Annotated in this window: 14 protein-coding genes and 1 pseudogene; 11 read left to right on the forward strand and 4 right to left on the reverse strand. The window is 45.2% G+C overall.

The genetic code is table 11. The features are described from left to right. Positions 1 to 2: 2 nt before the first annotated feature. Together ispA and xseB are read right to left on the reverse strand one after the other, a co-directional pair. On the reverse strand, positions 3 to 902 hold the full coding sequence (gene ispA / locus IAE27_RS00640) for a (2E,6E)-farnesyl diphosphate synthase (protein ID WP_004099466.1): 900 nt from the start codon (positions 900 to 902) through the stop codon (positions 3 to 5). Next, positions 903 to 1145, reverse strand: coding sequence for an exodeoxyribonuclease VII small subunit (xseB, locus tag IAE27_RS00645; RefSeq protein ID WP_064355456.1), 243 nt, complete (start codon positions 1143 to 1145; stop codon positions 903 to 905). 198 nt (positions 1146 to 1343) lie between these two features. Between xseB and thiI the strand changes: the two genes are divergently transcribed. Both thiI and IAE27_RS00655 read left to right on the forward strand, forming a co-directional pair. Next, positions 1344 to 2792: a tRNA uracil 4-sulfurtransferase ThiI gene (gene thiI, locus IAE27_RS00650; RefSeq protein ID WP_024273832.1), complete on the forward strand. Its 1449-nt coding sequence runs from the start codon at positions 1344 to 1346 to the stop codon at positions 2790 to 2792. A gap of 23 nt (positions 2793 to 2815) precedes the next feature. Next, positions 2816 to 3448: a hypothetical protein gene (locus IAE27_RS00655; RefSeq protein WP_154022355.1), complete on the forward strand. Its 633-nt coding sequence runs from the start codon at positions 2816 to 2818 to the stop codon at positions 3446 to 3448. A gap of 29 nt (positions 3449 to 3477) precedes the next feature. On the opposite strand, the gene yajL is transcribed toward IAE27_RS00655, so the two are convergent. After that, entirely contained in the window at positions 3478 to 4071 is a 594-nt protein-coding gene (gene yajL, locus IAE27_RS00660; protein WP_154022356.1) for a protein deglycase YajL, read from the reverse strand. Then, positions 4034 to 4945, reverse strand: coding sequence for a 2-dehydropantoate 2-reductase (gene panE, locus IAE27_RS00665; protein ID WP_154022357.1), 912 nt, complete (start codon positions 4943 to 4945; stop codon positions 4034 to 4036). Before panE ends, yajL begins: the two co-directional genes overlap by 38 nt. Before the next feature lie 142 nt (positions 4946 to 5087). Between panE and IAE27_RS00670 the strand changes: the two genes are divergently transcribed. The 9 genes and pseudogenes from IAE27_RS00670 (at position 5088) to IAE27_RS00710 (ending at position 17048) form a co-directional block, all read left to right on the forward strand. Further along, the gene (locus IAE27_RS00670) at positions 5088 to 5579 is read left to right on the forward strand and encodes a YajQ family cyclic di-GMP-binding protein (RefSeq protein WP_004099480.1); all 492 of its coding nucleotides are present in this window, start codon (positions 5088 to 5090) and stop codon (positions 5577 to 5579) included. A 1248-nt stretch (positions 5580 to 6827) separates the two neighbouring features. Continuing rightward, positions 6828 to 9485, forward strand: coding sequence for a filamentous hemagglutinin N-terminal domain-containing protein (locus tag IAE27_RS00675; RefSeq protein WP_200091654.1), 2658 nt, complete (start codon positions 6828 to 6830; stop codon positions 9483 to 9485). Positions 9486 to 9549: 64 nt separating this feature from the next. Next, a pseudogene (locus tag IAE27_RS00680) lies at positions 9550 to 11196 on the forward strand (ShlB/FhaC/HecB family hemolysin secretion/activation protein). Positions 11197 to 11214: 18 nt separating this feature from the next. After that, the gene (gene acpS / locus IAE27_RS00685) at positions 11215 to 11583 is read left to right on the forward strand and encodes a holo-ACP synthase (RefSeq protein WP_004099485.1); all 369 of its coding nucleotides are present in this window, start codon (positions 11215 to 11217) and stop codon (positions 11581 to 11583) included. A gap of 18 nt (positions 11584 to 11601) precedes the next feature. Beyond that, positions 11602 to 12357 (forward strand): 3-oxoacyl-ACP reductase family protein, encoded by a 756-nt coding sequence (locus IAE27_RS00690; protein WP_154022358.1) that lies wholly within the window; start codon positions 11602 to 11604, stop codon positions 12355 to 12357. A 3-nt stretch (positions 12358 to 12360) separates the two neighbouring features. Continuing rightward, positions 12361 to 12909 (forward strand): 3-hydroxyacyl-ACP dehydratase FabZ family protein, encoded by a 549-nt coding sequence (locus tag IAE27_RS00695; RefSeq protein ID WP_024273836.1) that lies wholly within the window; start codon positions 12361 to 12363, stop codon positions 12907 to 12909. A gap of 19 nt (positions 12910 to 12928) precedes the next feature. Continuing rightward, a complete protein-coding gene (locus tag IAE27_RS00700) occupies positions 12929 to 13210 on the forward strand; it encodes an acyl carrier protein (protein WP_004099489.1) in 282 nt (93 codons plus the stop codon). A 31-nt stretch (positions 13211 to 13241) separates the two neighbouring features. Next, positions 13242 to 14402 (forward strand): aminomethyltransferase family protein, encoded by a 1161-nt coding sequence (locus IAE27_RS00705; protein ID WP_070557181.1) that lies wholly within the window; start codon positions 13242 to 13244, stop codon positions 14400 to 14402. Positions 14403 to 14486: 84 nt separating this feature from the next. Beyond that, on the forward strand, positions 14487 to 17048 hold the full coding sequence (locus tag IAE27_RS00710; RefSeq protein ID WP_154022359.1) for a beta-ketoacyl-[acyl-carrier-protein] synthase family protein: 2562 nt from the start codon (positions 14487 to 14489) through the stop codon (positions 17046 to 17048). Positions 17049 to 17052: the final 4 nt, after the last annotated feature.

Raw genomic sequence — 17052 nt, forward strand, 5'->3', positions numbered from 1 at the left:
GTTTATTTATCACGCTGAATTATGTAATTCGCGAGCGCTTCCAGTGCCGTGGTATCCAGAGATTGCGCGGCCAGCTCGTTTAACGACCGGCGGGCGTCGGTAATCAGGTCATGGGCCTTTTTCCGGGCTTGCTCAAGTCCCAGAAGGGCGGGGTAGGTACTTTTGCCCAACTGCTGGTCGGCTCCCTGACGTTTGCCAAGGGTGGCAGTATCCCCTACCACGTCGAGAATGTCATCCTGGACCTGGAAGGCGAGACCGATATTTTCTGCGTATCGATCGAGAGCGGGCAACGCTCTGCGTCCGGCCTCACCTGCGCTCAGTGCGCCCATTCGTACCGCTGCGCGAATCAATGCACCGGTCTTATGGCGATGAATACGCTCCAGCGACGGCAGGTCAACCTGATGACCTTCCGCTTCCAGATCCAGCGCCTGACCGCCGCACATCCCGGCGATGCCGCTGGCCTGCGCCAGTTCAGAAATCATCGCCAGACGATCGCGATCCGGTACTTCCGGCATCGGCGCATCACTCAGTATAGAAAACGCCAGCGTTTGTAGAGCGTCTCCAGCAAGAATTGCGTTCGCCTCGCCGAATTTTATATGGCAGGTTGGCTGACCACGGCGCAAATCATCATCGTCCATTGCCGGAAGATCGTCGTGCATTAGCGAATAGGCATGGATGCATTCGACGGCGGCGGCGGGAGCGTCCAGCGTAGCGCGGCTAACGCCAAACATGTCGCCGGTCGCGTAAACCAGAAACGGGCGCAGGCGCTTGCCGCCCAATAGTGCGCCGTACTGCATGGCTTCGACCAGCGGAGTGTTCTGAAAGGGCTGCGGAGCGATAAAACGACGCAGCGCTTCGTTAGCCTGCTCAACGCACGACTGTAGCTGTTGCGGAAAATCCATTTATTCAGCGTCCGGCATAAAAGGCGTCAGCGGCGCATCTTCGCTATCCGCCAGCAAAATTTGCACGCGCTGCTCGGCCTGCTGCAGCTTTGCCTGCCCCTGGCGCGCAAGCTGTATGCCGCGCTCGAATTCGCCGAGCGCTTCTTCTAGCGGCAGCGAGCCGCTTTCCAGACGATTAACAATCTGCTCCAGCTCGCCCAGGGCGGTCTCAAAGCTGGCCGGGGCCTCATTTTTCTTTGGCATAGTGAATATAGACTCTTGTTATGTCTCGATGGCTATCAATATGGTAACGAAGTCGCGCGGTTAATCAAATAACGCGCAATGCCAGGTGAAAAGCGTCCAATAGTGGTATACTCCGCGCCCTGGATGCAGACGCCGATCGCGCCTGTACAACTTTTTATGCTTAAAGCCCCGTCGGGCTTGCCAACGAATATTGTCGCCATGAAGTTTATCATTAAATTGTTCCCGGAAATCACCATCAAAAGCCAATCTGTGCGATTGCGCTTCATTAAAATTTTAACCGGGAACATTCGTAACGTTCTCAAAAACTATGATGAGACGCTTGCCGTCGTTCGTCATTGGGATCATATCGAGGTTCGGGCAAAGGATGAAAACCAGCGCCTGGCTATTCGCGATGCCCTGACCCGTATCCCCGGTATTCACCATATTCTTGAAGTCGAGGACGTTCCTTATACTTCCCTGCACGATATTTTCGAGCAGACGCTGCCGCTGTGGCGTGAAGCGCTGGAAGGTAAAACCTTTTGCGTGCGCGTTAAGCGCCGCGGTAAGCATGAGTTTACCTCAATCGAAGTCGAGCGCTACGTTGGCGGCGGTTTGAACCAACATATTGAAACGGCGCGCGTGAAGTTAACCGACCCCGATGTGACGGTGAACCTCGAGATTGAAAACGATCGCCTGCTGCTGGTTAAAGGGCGCTATGAAGGTATTGGCGGTTTCCCGATCGGCACCCAGGAAGACGTGTTGTCGCTTATTTCCGGTGGTTTCGACTCCGGCGTCTCCAGCTATATGCTGATGCGTCGCGGCTGTCGCGTGCACTACTGCTTCTTTAATCTCGGCGGCGCTGCGCATGAAATCGGCGTACGTCAGGTGGCGCACTACCTGTGGAACCGTTTCGGCAGTTCCCACCGGGTACGTTTCGTGGCGATTAACTTCGAACCCGTGGTTGGCGAGATTCTGGAAAAAGTCGATGATGGCCAGATGGGCGTGGTGCTCAAGCGTATGATGGTTCGCGCGGCGTCAAAAGTCGCCGAGCGCTACGGCGTGCAGGCGCTGGTTACCGGCGAAGCGCTGGGACAGGTCTCCAGCCAGACGCTGACCAACCTGCGTCTGATCGACAACGTCTCGGATACCCTGATTCTGCGTCCGCTGATTTCACACGATAAAGAGCACATTATTAATCTGGCGCGTGAAATCGGTACCGAAGATTTTGCCCGTACCATGCCGGAATACTGCGGCGTTATCTCGAAGAGCCCGACCATTAAAGCGGTAAAGGCGAAGATCGAGGCGGAAGAAGAGCACTTCGATTTCGACATCCTGGAAAGAGTGGTAGCGGAAGCGACGAATATCGATATCCGCGATATTGCTCAGCAGACAGAACAGGACGTGGTGGAAGTGGAAACCGTCAGCGGCTTTGGCCCGAACGACGTAATCCTCGACATTCGTTCTGTCGACGAACAGGATGACAGGCCGTTAAAGGTGGAAGGCGTGGATGTGGTCTCTCTGCCGTTCTATAAGCTCAGCACCAAATTTGGCGATCTCGACCAGAATAAAACCTGGCTGCTGTGGTGTGAACGCGGCGTGATGAGCCGCCTGCAGGCGCTGTATCTGCGCGAGCAGGGCTTCCAGAACGTGAAGGTGTATCGCCCATAACAAATTGATAACAAGGATGTTATATGATTCCTGAACAACCCGCACGCCAGGATGGCGTGCCGTTGACGTTTTATATTCCGGGACAGTGTTTGTCGTTTTCCCAATACCTGTGGGGAGCGAGGCTGGCCCGGCTCGCATTGTCAGAACGTCTCCGCCGTTTAGCTCCTGTACCCGCATTTCTTATTAGCACACTTATTATGTGGCTGATTTTTGCCTTTTTTGCGTCATTGAGCGATGGTCATTATCAGTTCAGATTAAGCGCCTGGTCCATTAGCGATGGGGCGGGCGAGTATCTTTTCAGGTTACGCAATTCAAAGGTGATAGCCGTTTTTCTGGGATGCTACATTGTCGGCGTGTTGACCATCCGGCTTCTTTATCGCCGATTTCAGAGATGTTGGTCCCGTCGCTTTTATGACGCCAATGAAGCTATTCGCAGCGGATATTGCCTTCAGCTGTGGGAGGAGGGCGTAAGCTGGATGGATCACTCTAATCAAAATTACCGGGCTTTTCTGGCGTGGAGACACGTTAAGGGGATCGTAACTCACGGAAAAATGGATTATTTAGATTTAGGGACCTTAGGATTTTTGTGGATCCCCGTTGATTTAGATGCGTATCCGCGAGCGCAGGTATTCAGGTTTATTGAACGTCATATGTGAAGGTAACGACGGAAATTTCCGCCGTTGGCTCACGCTTCGTAGTAGTTATAAATTCCCGCCGCCATGACCAGCAGTGATGCGACTTCATGGGCTTTTTCACGCCCAACCAGCAGATCAATTATCTTTAAAGCGAAATCAATGGACGTCCCGGGCGCCTGGCTGGTAAGTAGCTTAACGCGAGCATCCCAGACGACGCGCCTGTCCTGCCACTGCCCGGCAGGAATGCGATCTTTCAACCCGGGAAATCCGGTCATATTGCCGATGGGGAACAGATTATGCGGCACCAGTACGGTGGCCGCCGCGGCGCAGATCGCTGCGACGATACGCCCGGAAAGGTGAAACTGACGCACGGTCTCAACCAGCAGAGGGCTGTCGCGGAAGCACTCGGCGCCCTTAATGCCGCCAGGAAGAATGATGATATCGAAGTCGCCATCGGCCACTTCCACCAGTGGCGCATCGGCCAGCAGCTTGACGCCGCGGGAGCAGACAATCGTCAGATCGCCATCGCTGGCGACGCTGGCGGTTGTGACCTTTATGCCGCCGCGAACGAGTAAATCTATGGTGGTGACCGCTTCGGTCTCTTCGCTACCAGGGGCGAGGCAAATCAGTGCCGACGCGCTCATATTCATTCTCCTTACGCTTAACCAGTTCAAACAGACGGGTATTTTCAGGTACGGCTATACCGTGGGCTCGAGCACGCTTTAGCAGAAAACCGGTAATATAGTCGATTTCCGTATGGCGCTGGGCGAGGATATCCTGCAGCATTGAAGAAGTATTTTCTGCCGTACTTTCAATAACCTGATGAACATAGAATAACAGATTTTCCGGCGAGGTATGCATCCCCTCGCGCTCCATAACCGCCGCAACTTCATAGCAGATGTCAGCGACCTCCTGAGGATATTCGCGTAAGGCGCCGTTCTGGCAGTTCTTCAACGCCGTCAGCGGGTTGATCACGCAGTTAACCGCCAGCTTACTCCAGATTGCGGGGTAGATATTATTATGCCAGGCAACGTCAGGTAGCACGCCCTGGAGCACATCGGCAAGATAACTGTAGTCCTGCGGATAATTTTTCGCTGGACCAATGTGGCTGGTGCCATTGGCAACATGGACAATGACGTTGCCGTCGCGGCGAGCAGCCTGGGTTGTCGAAGCCATCAGCAGCGGCTGTCTGATGCTTTTAAGCTCATCCACGGTTCCCATACCATTATGCATGAGCAAAACAGGCGATGATGAGGGCAAAATTGCGCTCAGATTTTTCACCGCGTTGGAGACCTGCCAGGCTTTCAGCGTGACCAGTAACAGGTCGCTACTGGCGAGAAAATCAGGATCGTTAGCGATAAATGATTCATTAAACACGTTACCGTCGGTATCAATGACATTGACGCTACAGAATGGCTGGGGGACGCGTAACCAGCCCTGGACTTCATGCCCGTGTTTGTACAGCGCAGTTAGCCATAACTGTCCCAGTGCACCGCATCCGAGTACGGTTACTTTCATTATTCCTCCTCACCTGTGAGTGCTGCATCAGGTGCTCATGGCTAAAGTATAGCGTTATCAGTTATCCTTTCGGGATAACAAGTTGAGTTATGTCGCGTTGCAGGTATTATGCAACGCAAAAGAAACTGAAGGAGAGGAAAAGATGCCATCTTTCGATATTGTCTCTGAAGTTGATCTTCAGGAAGTTCGAAACGCCGTAGAGAACGCGACCCGTGAAGTTGAATCGCGTTTTGATTTTCGTAACGTCGAAGCGAGCTTTGAACTGAACGAAAAGAACGAGTCCATCAAGGTCCTCAGTGAGTCTGATTTCCAGATTAATCAACTGCTGGATATTCTGCGCGCCAAGCTGCTTAAACGCGGAATTGAAGGCAGTTCTATTGAAGTTCCGGATGAGTTCGTGCATAGCGGTAAGACCTGGTTTGTCGATGCAAAGCTGAAGCAGGGAATTGAGAGCGCGACGCAGAAGAAAATCGTTAAGCTTATCAAGGACAGTAAGCTGAAGGTGCAGGCGCAGATCCAGGGTGAAGAAATTCGCGTTACTGGAAAATCTCGTGACGATCTGCAGGCGGTTATGGCGCTGGTACGCGGCGGTGATTTAGGTCAGCCGTTCCAGTTCAAAAATTTCCGCGATTAGTCAGCATGTTCAGATAGTACGCGCTTATCCGGCCCATTAGATCGGTCGGATAAGCCGTCGCTCATTTTGACTCACGTTCTGAATCATGACTTTTAAATGTGAAATAAATGAGTTCAACTACACAATAATATTCCCTTTAGTTAATCAATCTCCTCTCAGCCTCGCAACAGCGGCTTGTTCTCAGACATCAAGCCCGCATATCGATTATGACTGGTAAGCGGTACAGCACGCCAGTTGCATAATAGTGGCGATAGCCGGCAAGGTTATGTCCTTGAGCTTGCATTCAAATATATTTCATGTTTTGCCATGCTAACTCCTTAATAGACTATTCATTGACTTATTAGCATTTTTATCCATCAAAGAGTTGGTTGAATTATTCGACCTTCACTATGTTGCCGCCATATAAAATTTGTACGGTCGGGGAATATGGAGATGTTTTTATTCATCGTACTTATTATTTACCTGCCTGGTATTTTTATAATTTAATGTTCAATGACACATTGCATAAGGTAGCAGAAAGAGATGAAAATAAAATTAAAGCGATTTCAGATAGGTAATACTAACATCCGGATGTTTACCAGAACCCTCACTTTATTAATATTGTGAAATGAGTTTTCGAACGAATAGCGCCTGGCCGAATGGTGTGTTTATCTGAGGTTGCTTCTAAAATCCAATAAAATCAGAGTGTTGAAGCCCGGTTTTGAGGGGGTATTCTTTTTGATTACGCATGAAAAAACAGTAGCCACAACGTTCAGGATGTCAGATACCCTCCAGATTATTTTTAAGAGAATATTCATTTTTGATCTTAATCATGAAAGTCTGGAAGTTAATATAATGGGTAATAATTCACTTTTGTTTATTAAACTATTCGAGGAAAGTATAGCGAAGTCAGTAAAGTGTTGTATGAAATCGCTGTGGTGGGCAAGGATAATACCAGCGGCCTTAACCATAAGGTGCAGAATAGGGATAAGCTTAAACGGATAACAACCCCTGCAGAGGATGTGTTTTGTAAATTAAAAATATAATCGACTAAACATTTTGCTTAAAAATATTAAAGTTTATGCTTCATATATTTCATAAATCATATTAGTTACTGTTTACAAGATGTTGATGAATTGAATGTGATTTACACACAAGGATCGGTGCACTAATTAGTGTGCTAAAAATGGTCTGATGTGAATGATGATGCTTGCTCATTGTGTAATTCCATTAGGCTGTGCTCTATCAATACTATCTGAAAAGGTTTATATGAAACATTACGCGAATAAAAAAAGAATGCTAAAATTAAATCCTGTTGCTGCTTCAATATTACTGCTTTTACCGGTAATAGCCCAGGCTGATATCTCAATCATTAATGGGAACGTCACGTCAGCAAACGGTGTTCCTGTTGTGAATATTAAAGAAGCAAATAGCAAAGGACTTTCACATAACGTTTACGAAACACTGAACGTGGGCAAAGAAGGGGTGATTTTCAATAACTCCGCCAGCGCCGTGCAAACGACTCTGGCCGGGCAGATTGAAGGTAATGCTAATCTCGCGGGGGGAACCGCGAAAGTTATTTTGAACGAAGTAACTTCAAAAAATGCAAGTACCATCAACGGGATGATGGAAGTGGCCGGCGACTCTGCTCATCTCATCATTGCTAACCCAAATGGAATTACCACCCAAGGGGGCGGTTTCATCAATGCGGAAAAAGGGACGCTGACGACCGGTACGCCAAATGTAAAAGATGGTGCATTAACCGGTTATACCGTGAAGGGCGGCAGTATTACTGTTGGTAACTTCCAAAGCGAATCACCTACAGAAATTTTAGCCCGCAGCGTCAAAGTGAACGGAAGTCTGAGAGTTGATGAGCTATCAGTCATCGCAGGCAACAACGTTATCGATGTCGATGGTTCTATCACCGGCACAGTGGAGGCCATCGATAAAGCTGCTTCCTATGGCGTGGATGTCTCTAAACTCGGCGGTATGTATGCCAACCGCATTAATTTGATTAGCACTGAAGGCGGCGTTGGGGTACGTAACGAAGGAACTATTGCCGGCGGTGCCAGTGGCCTTAATATCACTAGCAACGGTAAGCTAATAAATAACAGCGCTATGATCCAATCTAGTGGCGACATAGCTGTAAATACCAATGGTGCTCTGGATAATATAAACGGTAAAATTAACAGTGGGAGAAGTATTACAATTGATACTGCCAAAAGCAGCATCAATAATACCACTGGGGGAAATATTTCTGCTGCATCAGATATTAACATTCTAAGCGGTGCACTGGATAATGCCAATGGTAAGATTGCATCTGGAGGAATGTTAACGGTTAATACCAACAATAATAAGCTGAACAACTCCGGAAGAAGCAAAAACGCTGGTATCGAAGCGGCAATAGTACTTATCGAGAGCGGTGAACTCAGCAATAGTAATGGTCAAATACATGGCAATTATATTAATCTAAAGAATAGCTCTATGGCTAATAACTCTGGCGTTATTGATGCCGATGGAAACGTAGAGATTAATAGTACTGGTAATATAGAAAATATAACTGGCTTGATTCGCTCCAGTGCAGCTAATGTGAAAATAACAACTACTAAAGCTGTTAAAAATAACAATAATAAATCACTCGATCCGGCCGGTGCGGAAGCCAAAGGTATAATTTCTGGGAGCGGCACAGACATCTCTGCAGATTATGTCTTTAATAATGCTGGAACAATCGCCTCAGCCGGTGATATTAAATTAAAGACCACTAGAGATATCGATAACTACCAGGGGAAAATTGAAAGTAGCCAGAATATTTCAATCGAAGGTCGTGAGCTGCGGACCAGCCAGGCCGGAATCAATGGTATAAAAGGTGTTAATATCGAGCTTAGCGACAAATTTGATAGCCGTCTTGCTATGGTAACGTCTACCGAGGGTGACGTATCGATTAAAGCTAACAAAATCATTAATGACAGCTCATTGATTCTCGCCAAAAATATCAATGTTGAATCAGGCTCATACCTGGATAGCAAGTATTCAATGATGGTCTCCGATGAAAATCTGACGTTAAAGGCGGAAGGCGATATTAATGTTAGTTCTAGTAACATGTTTGGTTATTATGCAGGGCAATATTTCGGCTATATCAATCAGGAAGGTGGCATAATCGCCGGTAAAGATCTGAATATAACTGCAAAAAATGTCAACAATACATCTGGGCGTATTGTTTCTCAGTCGGGAGATACTAATATTAATCTTTCCGGCAACCTGACAAACAACAAAGGGCAGGTTGTTGCTAATTCCGGCAACATGAATATTGATGCCAAACATGTTGCCGCGGATTATTCAACTATTTACAGTGCAGGTAACATGAATATTAATGTTGACTCGCTGTCTTTAGAAGGTAATGGTTCTATCGCTAAAAATACTGCAACTGGTATTATTTCCTCAGATAGAGATATCTTCATAAATGTTAATGGGGATTATTTCAATAATGGCTGGATTAGTGGCAAGGGAGATGTGACAGTAAAAAGCACCGGCTATTTAAGAAATTCTCATACCATTAATGCTGACGGGAATCTTAACGTTAGTGGATACACTATAGCTAACAATAAAGATATCGTTTCTGGCAAGGCATTGACAATTACTACCAATACTGACTTGACCAACAATGGTAATGGTAATATCACTGGGTATACGACCCGGATAGATGCTAATAATGTCTCTAATATGGGTAACCTGGTTGCTTCATCCCAACTCAATTTGAATGTGGCGAATAATATCTATAATTATTTGAATATCTATACCGAAGGTAAAGCGGTAATCAATGCCAAAAAAGTTATCAATACAGGCTTTTGGGCTGTCTTTGGTGGGGCTCAAGGACTTCAGACAGCTGCAAATATAACAAATATATTTGGTACTGTTGTTGGTAAATAGATAGAACGCTAAATAAAAGGTAAAGGCAGCAAGGGATTGCTGCTTTTACCTGTCAGGAAACGAAATGGATATTCGATATATTTTCAGCGCGGCCTTGATATTAATGAGTTTCAGCTCGAAGACGTTTGCAGACATGCCGCTCGGGCGTATGATAAAAGAACAGCAGAGTAATGATAATACATCAACCAAAGAACGGAAGATTGAAAAAAAAGATGTTTTTTCGCAAGCCGTACAGAAAATAGCAGTAGATAGCGATTTTCCGCAAGAGACGCCTTGCTATGATATCGATGAGCTTATTCTCGAAAATGACTTCCTGAACGATCGCTGGATCCGAAAAATTAAAAAAAGAATCGCCGGTAAGTGTTTGGGGGTCAAAGGATTGCAAAAAGCAGCTGTCGTTTTGCAGGATCACTTTATTAATTCCGGGTACATAACAACCCGCGTCGAGATACCTTCTCAGGATCTTTTGACTAAAAAACTAAAGTTGCGAATTATTCCTGGGCGAATATCACAAGTTATTATATCTGATAATGATATAAGTAGATGGGGATTGCCCTTTAAGGAAGGAGATATTCTGAATGTCAGAGATATTGAACAGGGACTGGAAAATATACAGAGGACGCCTTGGGTTGATGTTAAGATAAATATCATACCTGGCGTTAACAACGGTACCAGTGAAGTTGATATTAAACCTCAGCGTACTAAAAGATGGAATTTAAGAACAACATATAACAATTTTGGTGATAAAAGTACTGGCAACCAACTCTTGGGGACAACCGGTTATCTTTATAATTTAACGAAATCTAGCGATCTTTTTTATTTGGCCGGTACCAGTAGTCAGACAGGAGGTTATAAAAATGTTAGCACCTACTATAGTATCCCTTTTGGATACTCTGAATTAAGCCTTTTTTATAGTAGTAGTAAATCAAAACAGAGTATTGATGTTGGTCCCTATGATTTTGACTATGTGGGTAAGACGCAGTACTTCAGCCTTAAAGGATCACGAATGCTGCATCGTGATGCGAGTTCAAAGCTTTCCGCCAATGCAGAACTTATCAGACGCAAGTATGATTATACATTAGGGGGGGAAGAATTAGTTTTACAAAAACGCGATATGAGTAATTTGAAGCTCGGGGTAAATTACAAGAAAAATTTCACCGGGGCCGTATTAGATTCCAGTTTAAGCTGGCAGCGTTTTATCAAGGCCTTAGGAAGTACAGAAACGCCGGATATGCGTAACGGAGATGTAAGTCGCCAGAGTCAGATCATGAATCTGAATGTGAATTATATGAAATGGCTAACTTCATTACCTGTTGATGCTTATTATGAACTTAATCTCGGTGTACAGTATACGCCGGATAATCTTACTCTACAGGATCAGCTTACTATAGGCGACCGTTGGAGTGTTCGTGGCTTTGATGATAGTGGAGGAATTTATGGTAATAAGGGATTTTATATACAGAACACGCTCAATCTTATTACAGGTTATAAAAACATAACTCCCTATTTTGGTCTGGATTATGGCCAAATCATTGGTAAGGTCCCGGTACAGGAGATTGAGAGTAAAAAAATAATGGGCGGCATAACTGGTTTAAAAGGAGTTGTATATGGTTTGGAGTACGATTGATCCTTATCGAGCCCTTTTGTCTACCCCGATAATTTAAATGTAGATAAGTATAAAGTTAAGTTTAACTTTAATTACCAATTATAACTATCGTAGCGATAAATCATGCGTGTTGGTACGGATATTGTTGAAGTGGAAAGAATTATTCAGGCCTTGACGAACAGCAATTCTTGCTTTTTACAGAGAGTGTTTACTCATGCTGAGATTAATAAAATTAACCCGCACGACCCAAATTATGAGCGCGCTTCTGGGTTCTGGGCGGCAAAAGAATCAATTGTAAAAGCAGTAGGTTATGGGTTTAACAATAAAATCCGCTTTCATGATATTGAGGTCACGCATGATGAATATGGAAAGCCAGCGTTTTTGATAACCGGAAGACTGAAGGAAATCCTCGATGAGCAAGGAGTTGCTAATATCTCCTTAAGTATCTCTCATTGCCGTACTCATGCAATCGCAGTGACTATTCTTTGTTAATTAAGGTGATCAATAGATATGTATAATTATAATGACCTCGTTGATAAAACCGTATTAGTCACTGGCGCCAGCGGTGATATCGGTCACGCTATTTGCGGCAAATTTCTTGAGCAAGGATGCGTCGTTTATGCACTTTACTGCACGAATAAAGCGCAGTTGATGGAGCTTCAATCAAATCATCCTGCTGGAAAAAAACTTCATCTCCTGCAGGGGGATCTATCGAATCAGGAAGATGTTGCGGCCATATGTGCACAATTATCCAGTGATAAAGGAAAACTGGATGTTTTAGTGAACAATGCAGGAATAGTGAAAGATAACCTCTTTGCTGTTATGACTTTTGATGATTTTAGTTCTGTTATTAATACTAATCTTCTGGGGCTTTTTCGCTTGACTAAAGAGGTCTTACTTTTGTTACGGTCGGCCCAGAACCCTACAATCATTAATGTTGCATCTATTGCTGCTATTGTTCCGAGTATTGGTCAGGTTAATTATAGCGCTTCCAAAGGTGCCATTTTAAGTTTCACACGAACGCTGGCCGCTGAGCTTGCGCCGCGGGGCGTACGAGTAAATGCCGTTGCGCCGGGAATGATCGAATCAAAAATGGTTAAAAAAGTGTCTCGTACGGTAGTGCGTGAAGTCACTAATTCAATTCCGCTTAAGCGCCTTGGGAAATGTGAAGAAGTTGCAAATACTATTGTTTATTTGAGCTCTTCTGCTTCAAGTTATATTGTCGGGCAAACCATCGTCATTGATGGTGGTATGGTTATGCGGTGATATATGTCAAAATTTAAGATCCCAACAAAAGTTTTTCTGGCTATGGGTGGGTGGCGCCAGCCATTGTTAATGGTAGATAGAATCGATGATTTTAAGTATGGCGAGAATGGGTATGTTAAAGTGATAAAGCATGTCACTTATAATGAACCGTATCTTCTTGGCCATTTTCCTGAAGATCCTATCATGCCAGGGGCTATTATTTCGGAGATATTTGGCCAGGCTAGTGAATATTTCTCTTTTTTGTGTGACATTTGCGATATTTATCAACTACGCACAGGGCGAGAATTTCTAACTCTGCGTGATATCCACACATATATAGATCAACCTGATATGCTTGAAGTTATACATAAGCGTCGGGCACAGGTACGTGGAGTACTGGCTGCGCAAAATTTGAAGTTTAAAGCCTCAGCTTATCCGGGGGATACTATTGAAGTGGTAAGTAAACTCGCGTTTTCTGATAATAATGGCTTTAAACATTACTCGGTTATTGCCAATGTAGGTAAGAAAATTATAAGCCAGGGCACCATTATCAATTTTCGGGAAGTTTTATAATTTATCGTAAGGGAATGTTATGACTGATATTAATGAGAAGATCGATCAAAGAAAATCAATACTTGTGACTATAAAAGCGGAGCTTATTCATCGGCTTAATATTCAACGTGAAGAGCACCAAATTGATGACGATACTCCTTTGTTTGGCAATGGACTGAAGCTGGACTCTGTTGATGCGACGGAGATTATCGTCATGCTTGATAAGGCTTTTAACATTCAAGTGCAAGAAGGGGATGATCCATCATATATGAGAAGTATTAATAGCCTTGCTTCATTTATTATTCAGAAAAAACATTCCTGATGTCAATCATGTTAATTTATAAAGGTGTTTTATGAGCTCGCTTTTCGATTTACATTTAAAAGATAATGCTGTGATGGGCAATTATAACAACCGGAGCATACCTTCATCCTATCATGATATTTTAGATGAATATAAAGCGGTGAGAGAGAATGCTTTGCTGGTCGACTACTCTCATATGGCCATTGTTAGCGTAACAGGTGAAGATGCATGGATTCTTGTAAATCACATTGCCTCTGCTGACATTTCAATTGTACGAGATGAACAAGGAATTTATTCACTCGTCTTGAATGACGACGGGACTATCCTTGGTGATATGTATGTGCTGTGTGCCATGGATGGTTATTATATATTGTCTGAAAATATTTCTGTTGCCAGGATTATAGATGTCCTTAAGTTCGCAGCGGAAAAATATGATGATTTAGGTATTCAGGAGAACCCGGAAATAAAATCCATGGAAGACGATAACTGGGGGGCTATCATGCTTGAAGGGCCATATTCCTGGGAGTTGATGTCCGAGATCTATGGATATGATATCATCGGTCTTCCTTATTGCGAATACACGAATACTGAAGATGGCTTAATTGTCTTCCGCTGCGGTAAGCATGGGGAGTTTGCCTATCAAGTAATTGGCCCTCAAAGTTTACTCGTTGAACTATGGGTTAAATTACAAAAGATAGGAGTTAAGTACTTACTTAAAACTGGCGGTTTGGATTACCAGCGCATAGTTCGCGTAGAAAATCCTGGCTGGGATCAAAGCATTTACGCAGAATATTCAACAAACCCTGTCGAATTACAATTGCAGTGGGCTATCCAGTATGACAAGGAAGATTTCATCGGCAAAGCTGCTGTTGAGCTGATGTCTGCCCAGAGTGCTGCTCGCAAAGTTGTTGGCATTGTTCCGTGCGTTAATTGCGCGTCGCTTAGCAAGGATGATAAAATCCTTGTTAATGGGCAGACTGTGGGGTTTATTATTAATGCTGTATATTCTCCGGCTGAGCAAAGTTGGATAGCGTTGGCGTTTATTAATACCCCTTATGCACTATCAGATATAGACGGTTATATAATAAAAACTGCGCACGGTGATATTGCGGCAAAAACAAAAACCTTACCATTCATATATAATTTCAGTTTGCTGGTTAACCCGACAACGCATAGCTATATTGATCCATCGAAAGCGAAAAGTGTTTTATAAAGCATAGAGAGTATTAAACTTAACTTGCTAAACGCGGTCGTTATTTTTTTATTTGCTGTTTAAATCAAGGGTTTTCCGGATATTATGAAAACAAACAGGAAAAGGGTAGTTATCACAGGGATGGGCATCCTGTCATCTCTTGCGGATAATATTGAGGGTTTCAGGCTAGCCCTGCTACAGAAGGAAAATGGTATTACTGATAGCGCGCGTTTCTCGGAATGGTTTGAAAACGCACGGGCGGCCGAGGTACTACATGAAATCGATTGTCCTGAATTATCTGAGGAGATTATTGCCTCGCTCGATAACGCTGCGCTGTGGGCATATAAGGTTGCCAGGGACGCGTTGATACAGGCCGACCTGGTTAACTGCCCTCGTTGCCTTGATGAGATGGGCTTAGTAGTTGGCGTTTCCTCTGCGGGTACAGAAGCCTTCCTGCCGCTTTTCGAGCAGCGAATTCAGGACTTTTCCTTGCGTAAGGCGCTGTATTCCGGTGGTTTCTCTTCCTGTTGTTCCAGCGTTTCGACATTGTTAGGGCTGAAAGGTGGGGTCGAACTGGTTGCCACGGCCTGTACAGCGAGCCCTAATGCCGTAGGTATGGCATTCGATTATATTCAGAATGGCAAGAGTAGCGCTATGCTGGCAGTTGGGACGGAACCGATCTATTTACCGACCTTTGCTGGCTTTTATGCTCTCAATGTCATGCATCCCGTATCCTGTTCACCTTTCTCCGGCCAATCCGGTATGTCAATTGGCGAGGGGGCGGGGGCTATTGTACTAGAAGAGTATGAACACGCCATTGCACGCGGCGCTACCATCTATGGCGAGATTCTTTCTTATGCCACATCCTGCGACGCTTACCACGAAACAGGGCCCGATCCGCGAGCCAGCGGAGCAGTACAAGTTATGTTAAAGGCCATGGCTAATGCGGGGATTACACCCGATCAGGTTGATTATATTAATGCGCACGGAACAGGTACTGAAGCTAACGATCAAATCGAAACGTTGGCGATGAAAAAAGTGTTTCGCGACATTGAAAATATTCCGATCAGTTCTACGAAATCCTACTTTGGCCATAATATTGGCGCTGCCGGAATCGTTGAACTTATAGCTTGCCTGGTCACTTTGCCTGACCAACAGGTACTACCTACCCTTAATTTCACTGAGGCACGGCCTAACTGCGATCTGGATTACGTCCCGAATGAGTTCGTAAAAAAAGATATTAATATCTTTATGAAGAATAACTATGCATTCGGGGGTAACAACTGCTGCATGATTGTAAGCACCAGGCCGGGCTCGGTTCCGGTGACTTCATATGAGGCCAAAAGGGTAGCGATAACTGGCATAGGAGCTGTATCCGCTATTGGGCATCGTATCAATGAAATACTTACGAATATTAGTCAAATTGAAAGCAGCGCCGTCGAGCTTGAGGAGATCGTTTTCCCTCAAGATGTATTAAATGAAGCTGAAGAGCTGCTGCATGTTTTAATAAAGAGCAGGCAGTTTGAGGAGCTTTTTGGGGCAAATTATGGCATTGCCAGCTGTGAAGCATCGCATGAACCATCCACCTTTAAAACTTTCCAGGTCAAAGGGCTTGAGCCGCGTAAACACCTGCGTCGCTTCGATTCGCGTAAGGCTACTCGCGGCGGTACCTTCGCGCTAATTGCGCTTACGGAAGCGCTAAATATGGCTAAGCGACGTATTAAGCGCGATGGAGAAGAACTCGGTCTGGTTATGGGCATGGCGCGCGGGCCACAAGAGACAACTTATAAATATTTGCAGAGTCTGAAGCCAGACCCTGGAAAGGTACGTACGTCGGAGTTTCCTGGTTCACTGATGAATGCTATTGCAACTTTTTGCGGTATTTCTGAAGGGGTAAAAGGGTACACCACTACTCTTGCAACCGGTGAAAATGCGGCTCTTGGCGCATTAACTTATGGTTATGAGATCATTCGCCAGCAGCTTCAGCCGCAAGTTATTGTCGGGGGCGCTGATGAGTATTTCCCATCCATGTCTCTGTACATGGATGGGGTGACGCAGAAGATTCACGCGGCATCTGATGTCGGGGACTATCAGGTCTATGCTAAAGAAGCGAAGGGCTACGTACCTGGCGAAGGCGCCTGTATGTTAATGCTCGAAGATCCGCTTGCGGCCGCTGCGCGCGGCGCTGAGGTTTTAGCGGAAGTTGTCGGGTATGGTAAATCATGCAACAACAGCTATTTTGATGTTACTCAAATTGATGAAAAATCCAGCGCAATGGCCTTAGCCATCGAACGCGCGCTTAATGATGCAGGAATTTGTGCCAGAGATATCGATTTGGTGTGTGGCACCAGCAACGGAAGCATTGACAATTCAACAATCGAGTTGAATGCCATATATGAATCATTTCGTCAGGTTAATCCAACAGTCCCGGTAGTCAACTACAACGCCTTTTTTGGCTTCGTGGCCTCGTGTGCAGGCTTGTTGAATCTGATCATACTTCTTGATTGTATTAAAAAGCAGGCAGTTCCCGCTATACCGTATACCAGCGACTTTGTTGATCAGCGTATAAATTTTGTGCGTCAGGCTCTGAATATCAAAATTAAATATGTATTGCTGGTAGGGGCGACGGAAGGCGGCAACTATTACGCAATTATTATCAAAGGATAATACG

Source organism: Klebsiella sp. S69, assembly GCF_016516145.1.
Classification (GTDB): Bacteria; Pseudomonadota; Gammaproteobacteria; order Enterobacterales; family Enterobacteriaceae; genus Klebsiella; species Klebsiella oxytoca.

Bases quoted from the DNA above. Each gene is read 5' to 3' on its own strand.
- ispA (WP_004099466.1), bottom strand. From the start codon at position 902: ATGGATTTTCCGCAACAGCTACAGTCGTGCGTTGAGCAGGCTAACGAA.
- xseB (WP_064355456.1), bottom strand. From the start codon at position 1,145: ATGCCAAAGAAAAATGAGGCCCCGGCCAGCTTTGAGACCGCCCTGGGC.
- thiI (WP_024273832.1), top strand. From the start codon at position 1,344: ATGAAGTTTATCATTAAATTGTTCCCGGAAATCACCATCAAAAGCCAA.
- IAE27_RS00655 (WP_154022355.1), top strand. From the start codon at position 2,816: ATGATTCCTGAACAACCCGCACGCCAGGATGGCGTGCCGTTGACGTTT.
- yajL (WP_154022356.1), bottom strand. From the start codon at position 4,071: ATGAGCGCGTCGGCACTGATTTGCCTCGCCCCTGGTAGCGAAGAGACC.
- panE (WP_154022357.1), bottom strand. From the start codon at position 4,945: ATGAAAGTAACCGTACTCGGATGCGGTGCACTGGGACAGTTATGGCTA.
- IAE27_RS00670 (WP_004099480.1), top strand. From the start codon at position 5,088: ATGCCATCTTTCGATATTGTCTCTGAAGTTGATCTTCAGGAAGTTCGA.
- IAE27_RS00675 (WP_200091654.1), top strand. From the start codon at position 6,828: ATGAAACATTACGCGAATAAAAAAAGAATGCTAAAATTAAATCCTGTT.
- acpS (WP_004099485.1), top strand. From the start codon at position 11,215: ATGCGTGTTGGTACGGATATTGTTGAAGTGGAAAGAATTATTCAGGCC.
- IAE27_RS00690 (WP_154022358.1), top strand. From the start codon at position 11,602: ATGTATAATTATAATGACCTCGTTGATAAAACCGTATTAGTCACTGGC.
- IAE27_RS00695 (WP_024273836.1), top strand. From the start codon at position 12,361: ATGTCAAAATTTAAGATCCCAACAAAAGTTTTTCTGGCTATGGGTGGG.
- IAE27_RS00700 (WP_004099489.1), top strand. From the start codon at position 12,929: ATGACTGATATTAATGAGAAGATCGATCAAAGAAAATCAATACTTGTG.
- IAE27_RS00705 (WP_070557181.1), top strand. From the start codon at position 13,242: ATGAGCTCGCTTTTCGATTTACATTTAAAAGATAATGCTGTGATGGGC.
- IAE27_RS00710 (WP_154022359.1), top strand. From the start codon at position 14,487: ATGAAAACAAACAGGAAAAGGGTAGTTATCACAGGGATGGGCATCCTG.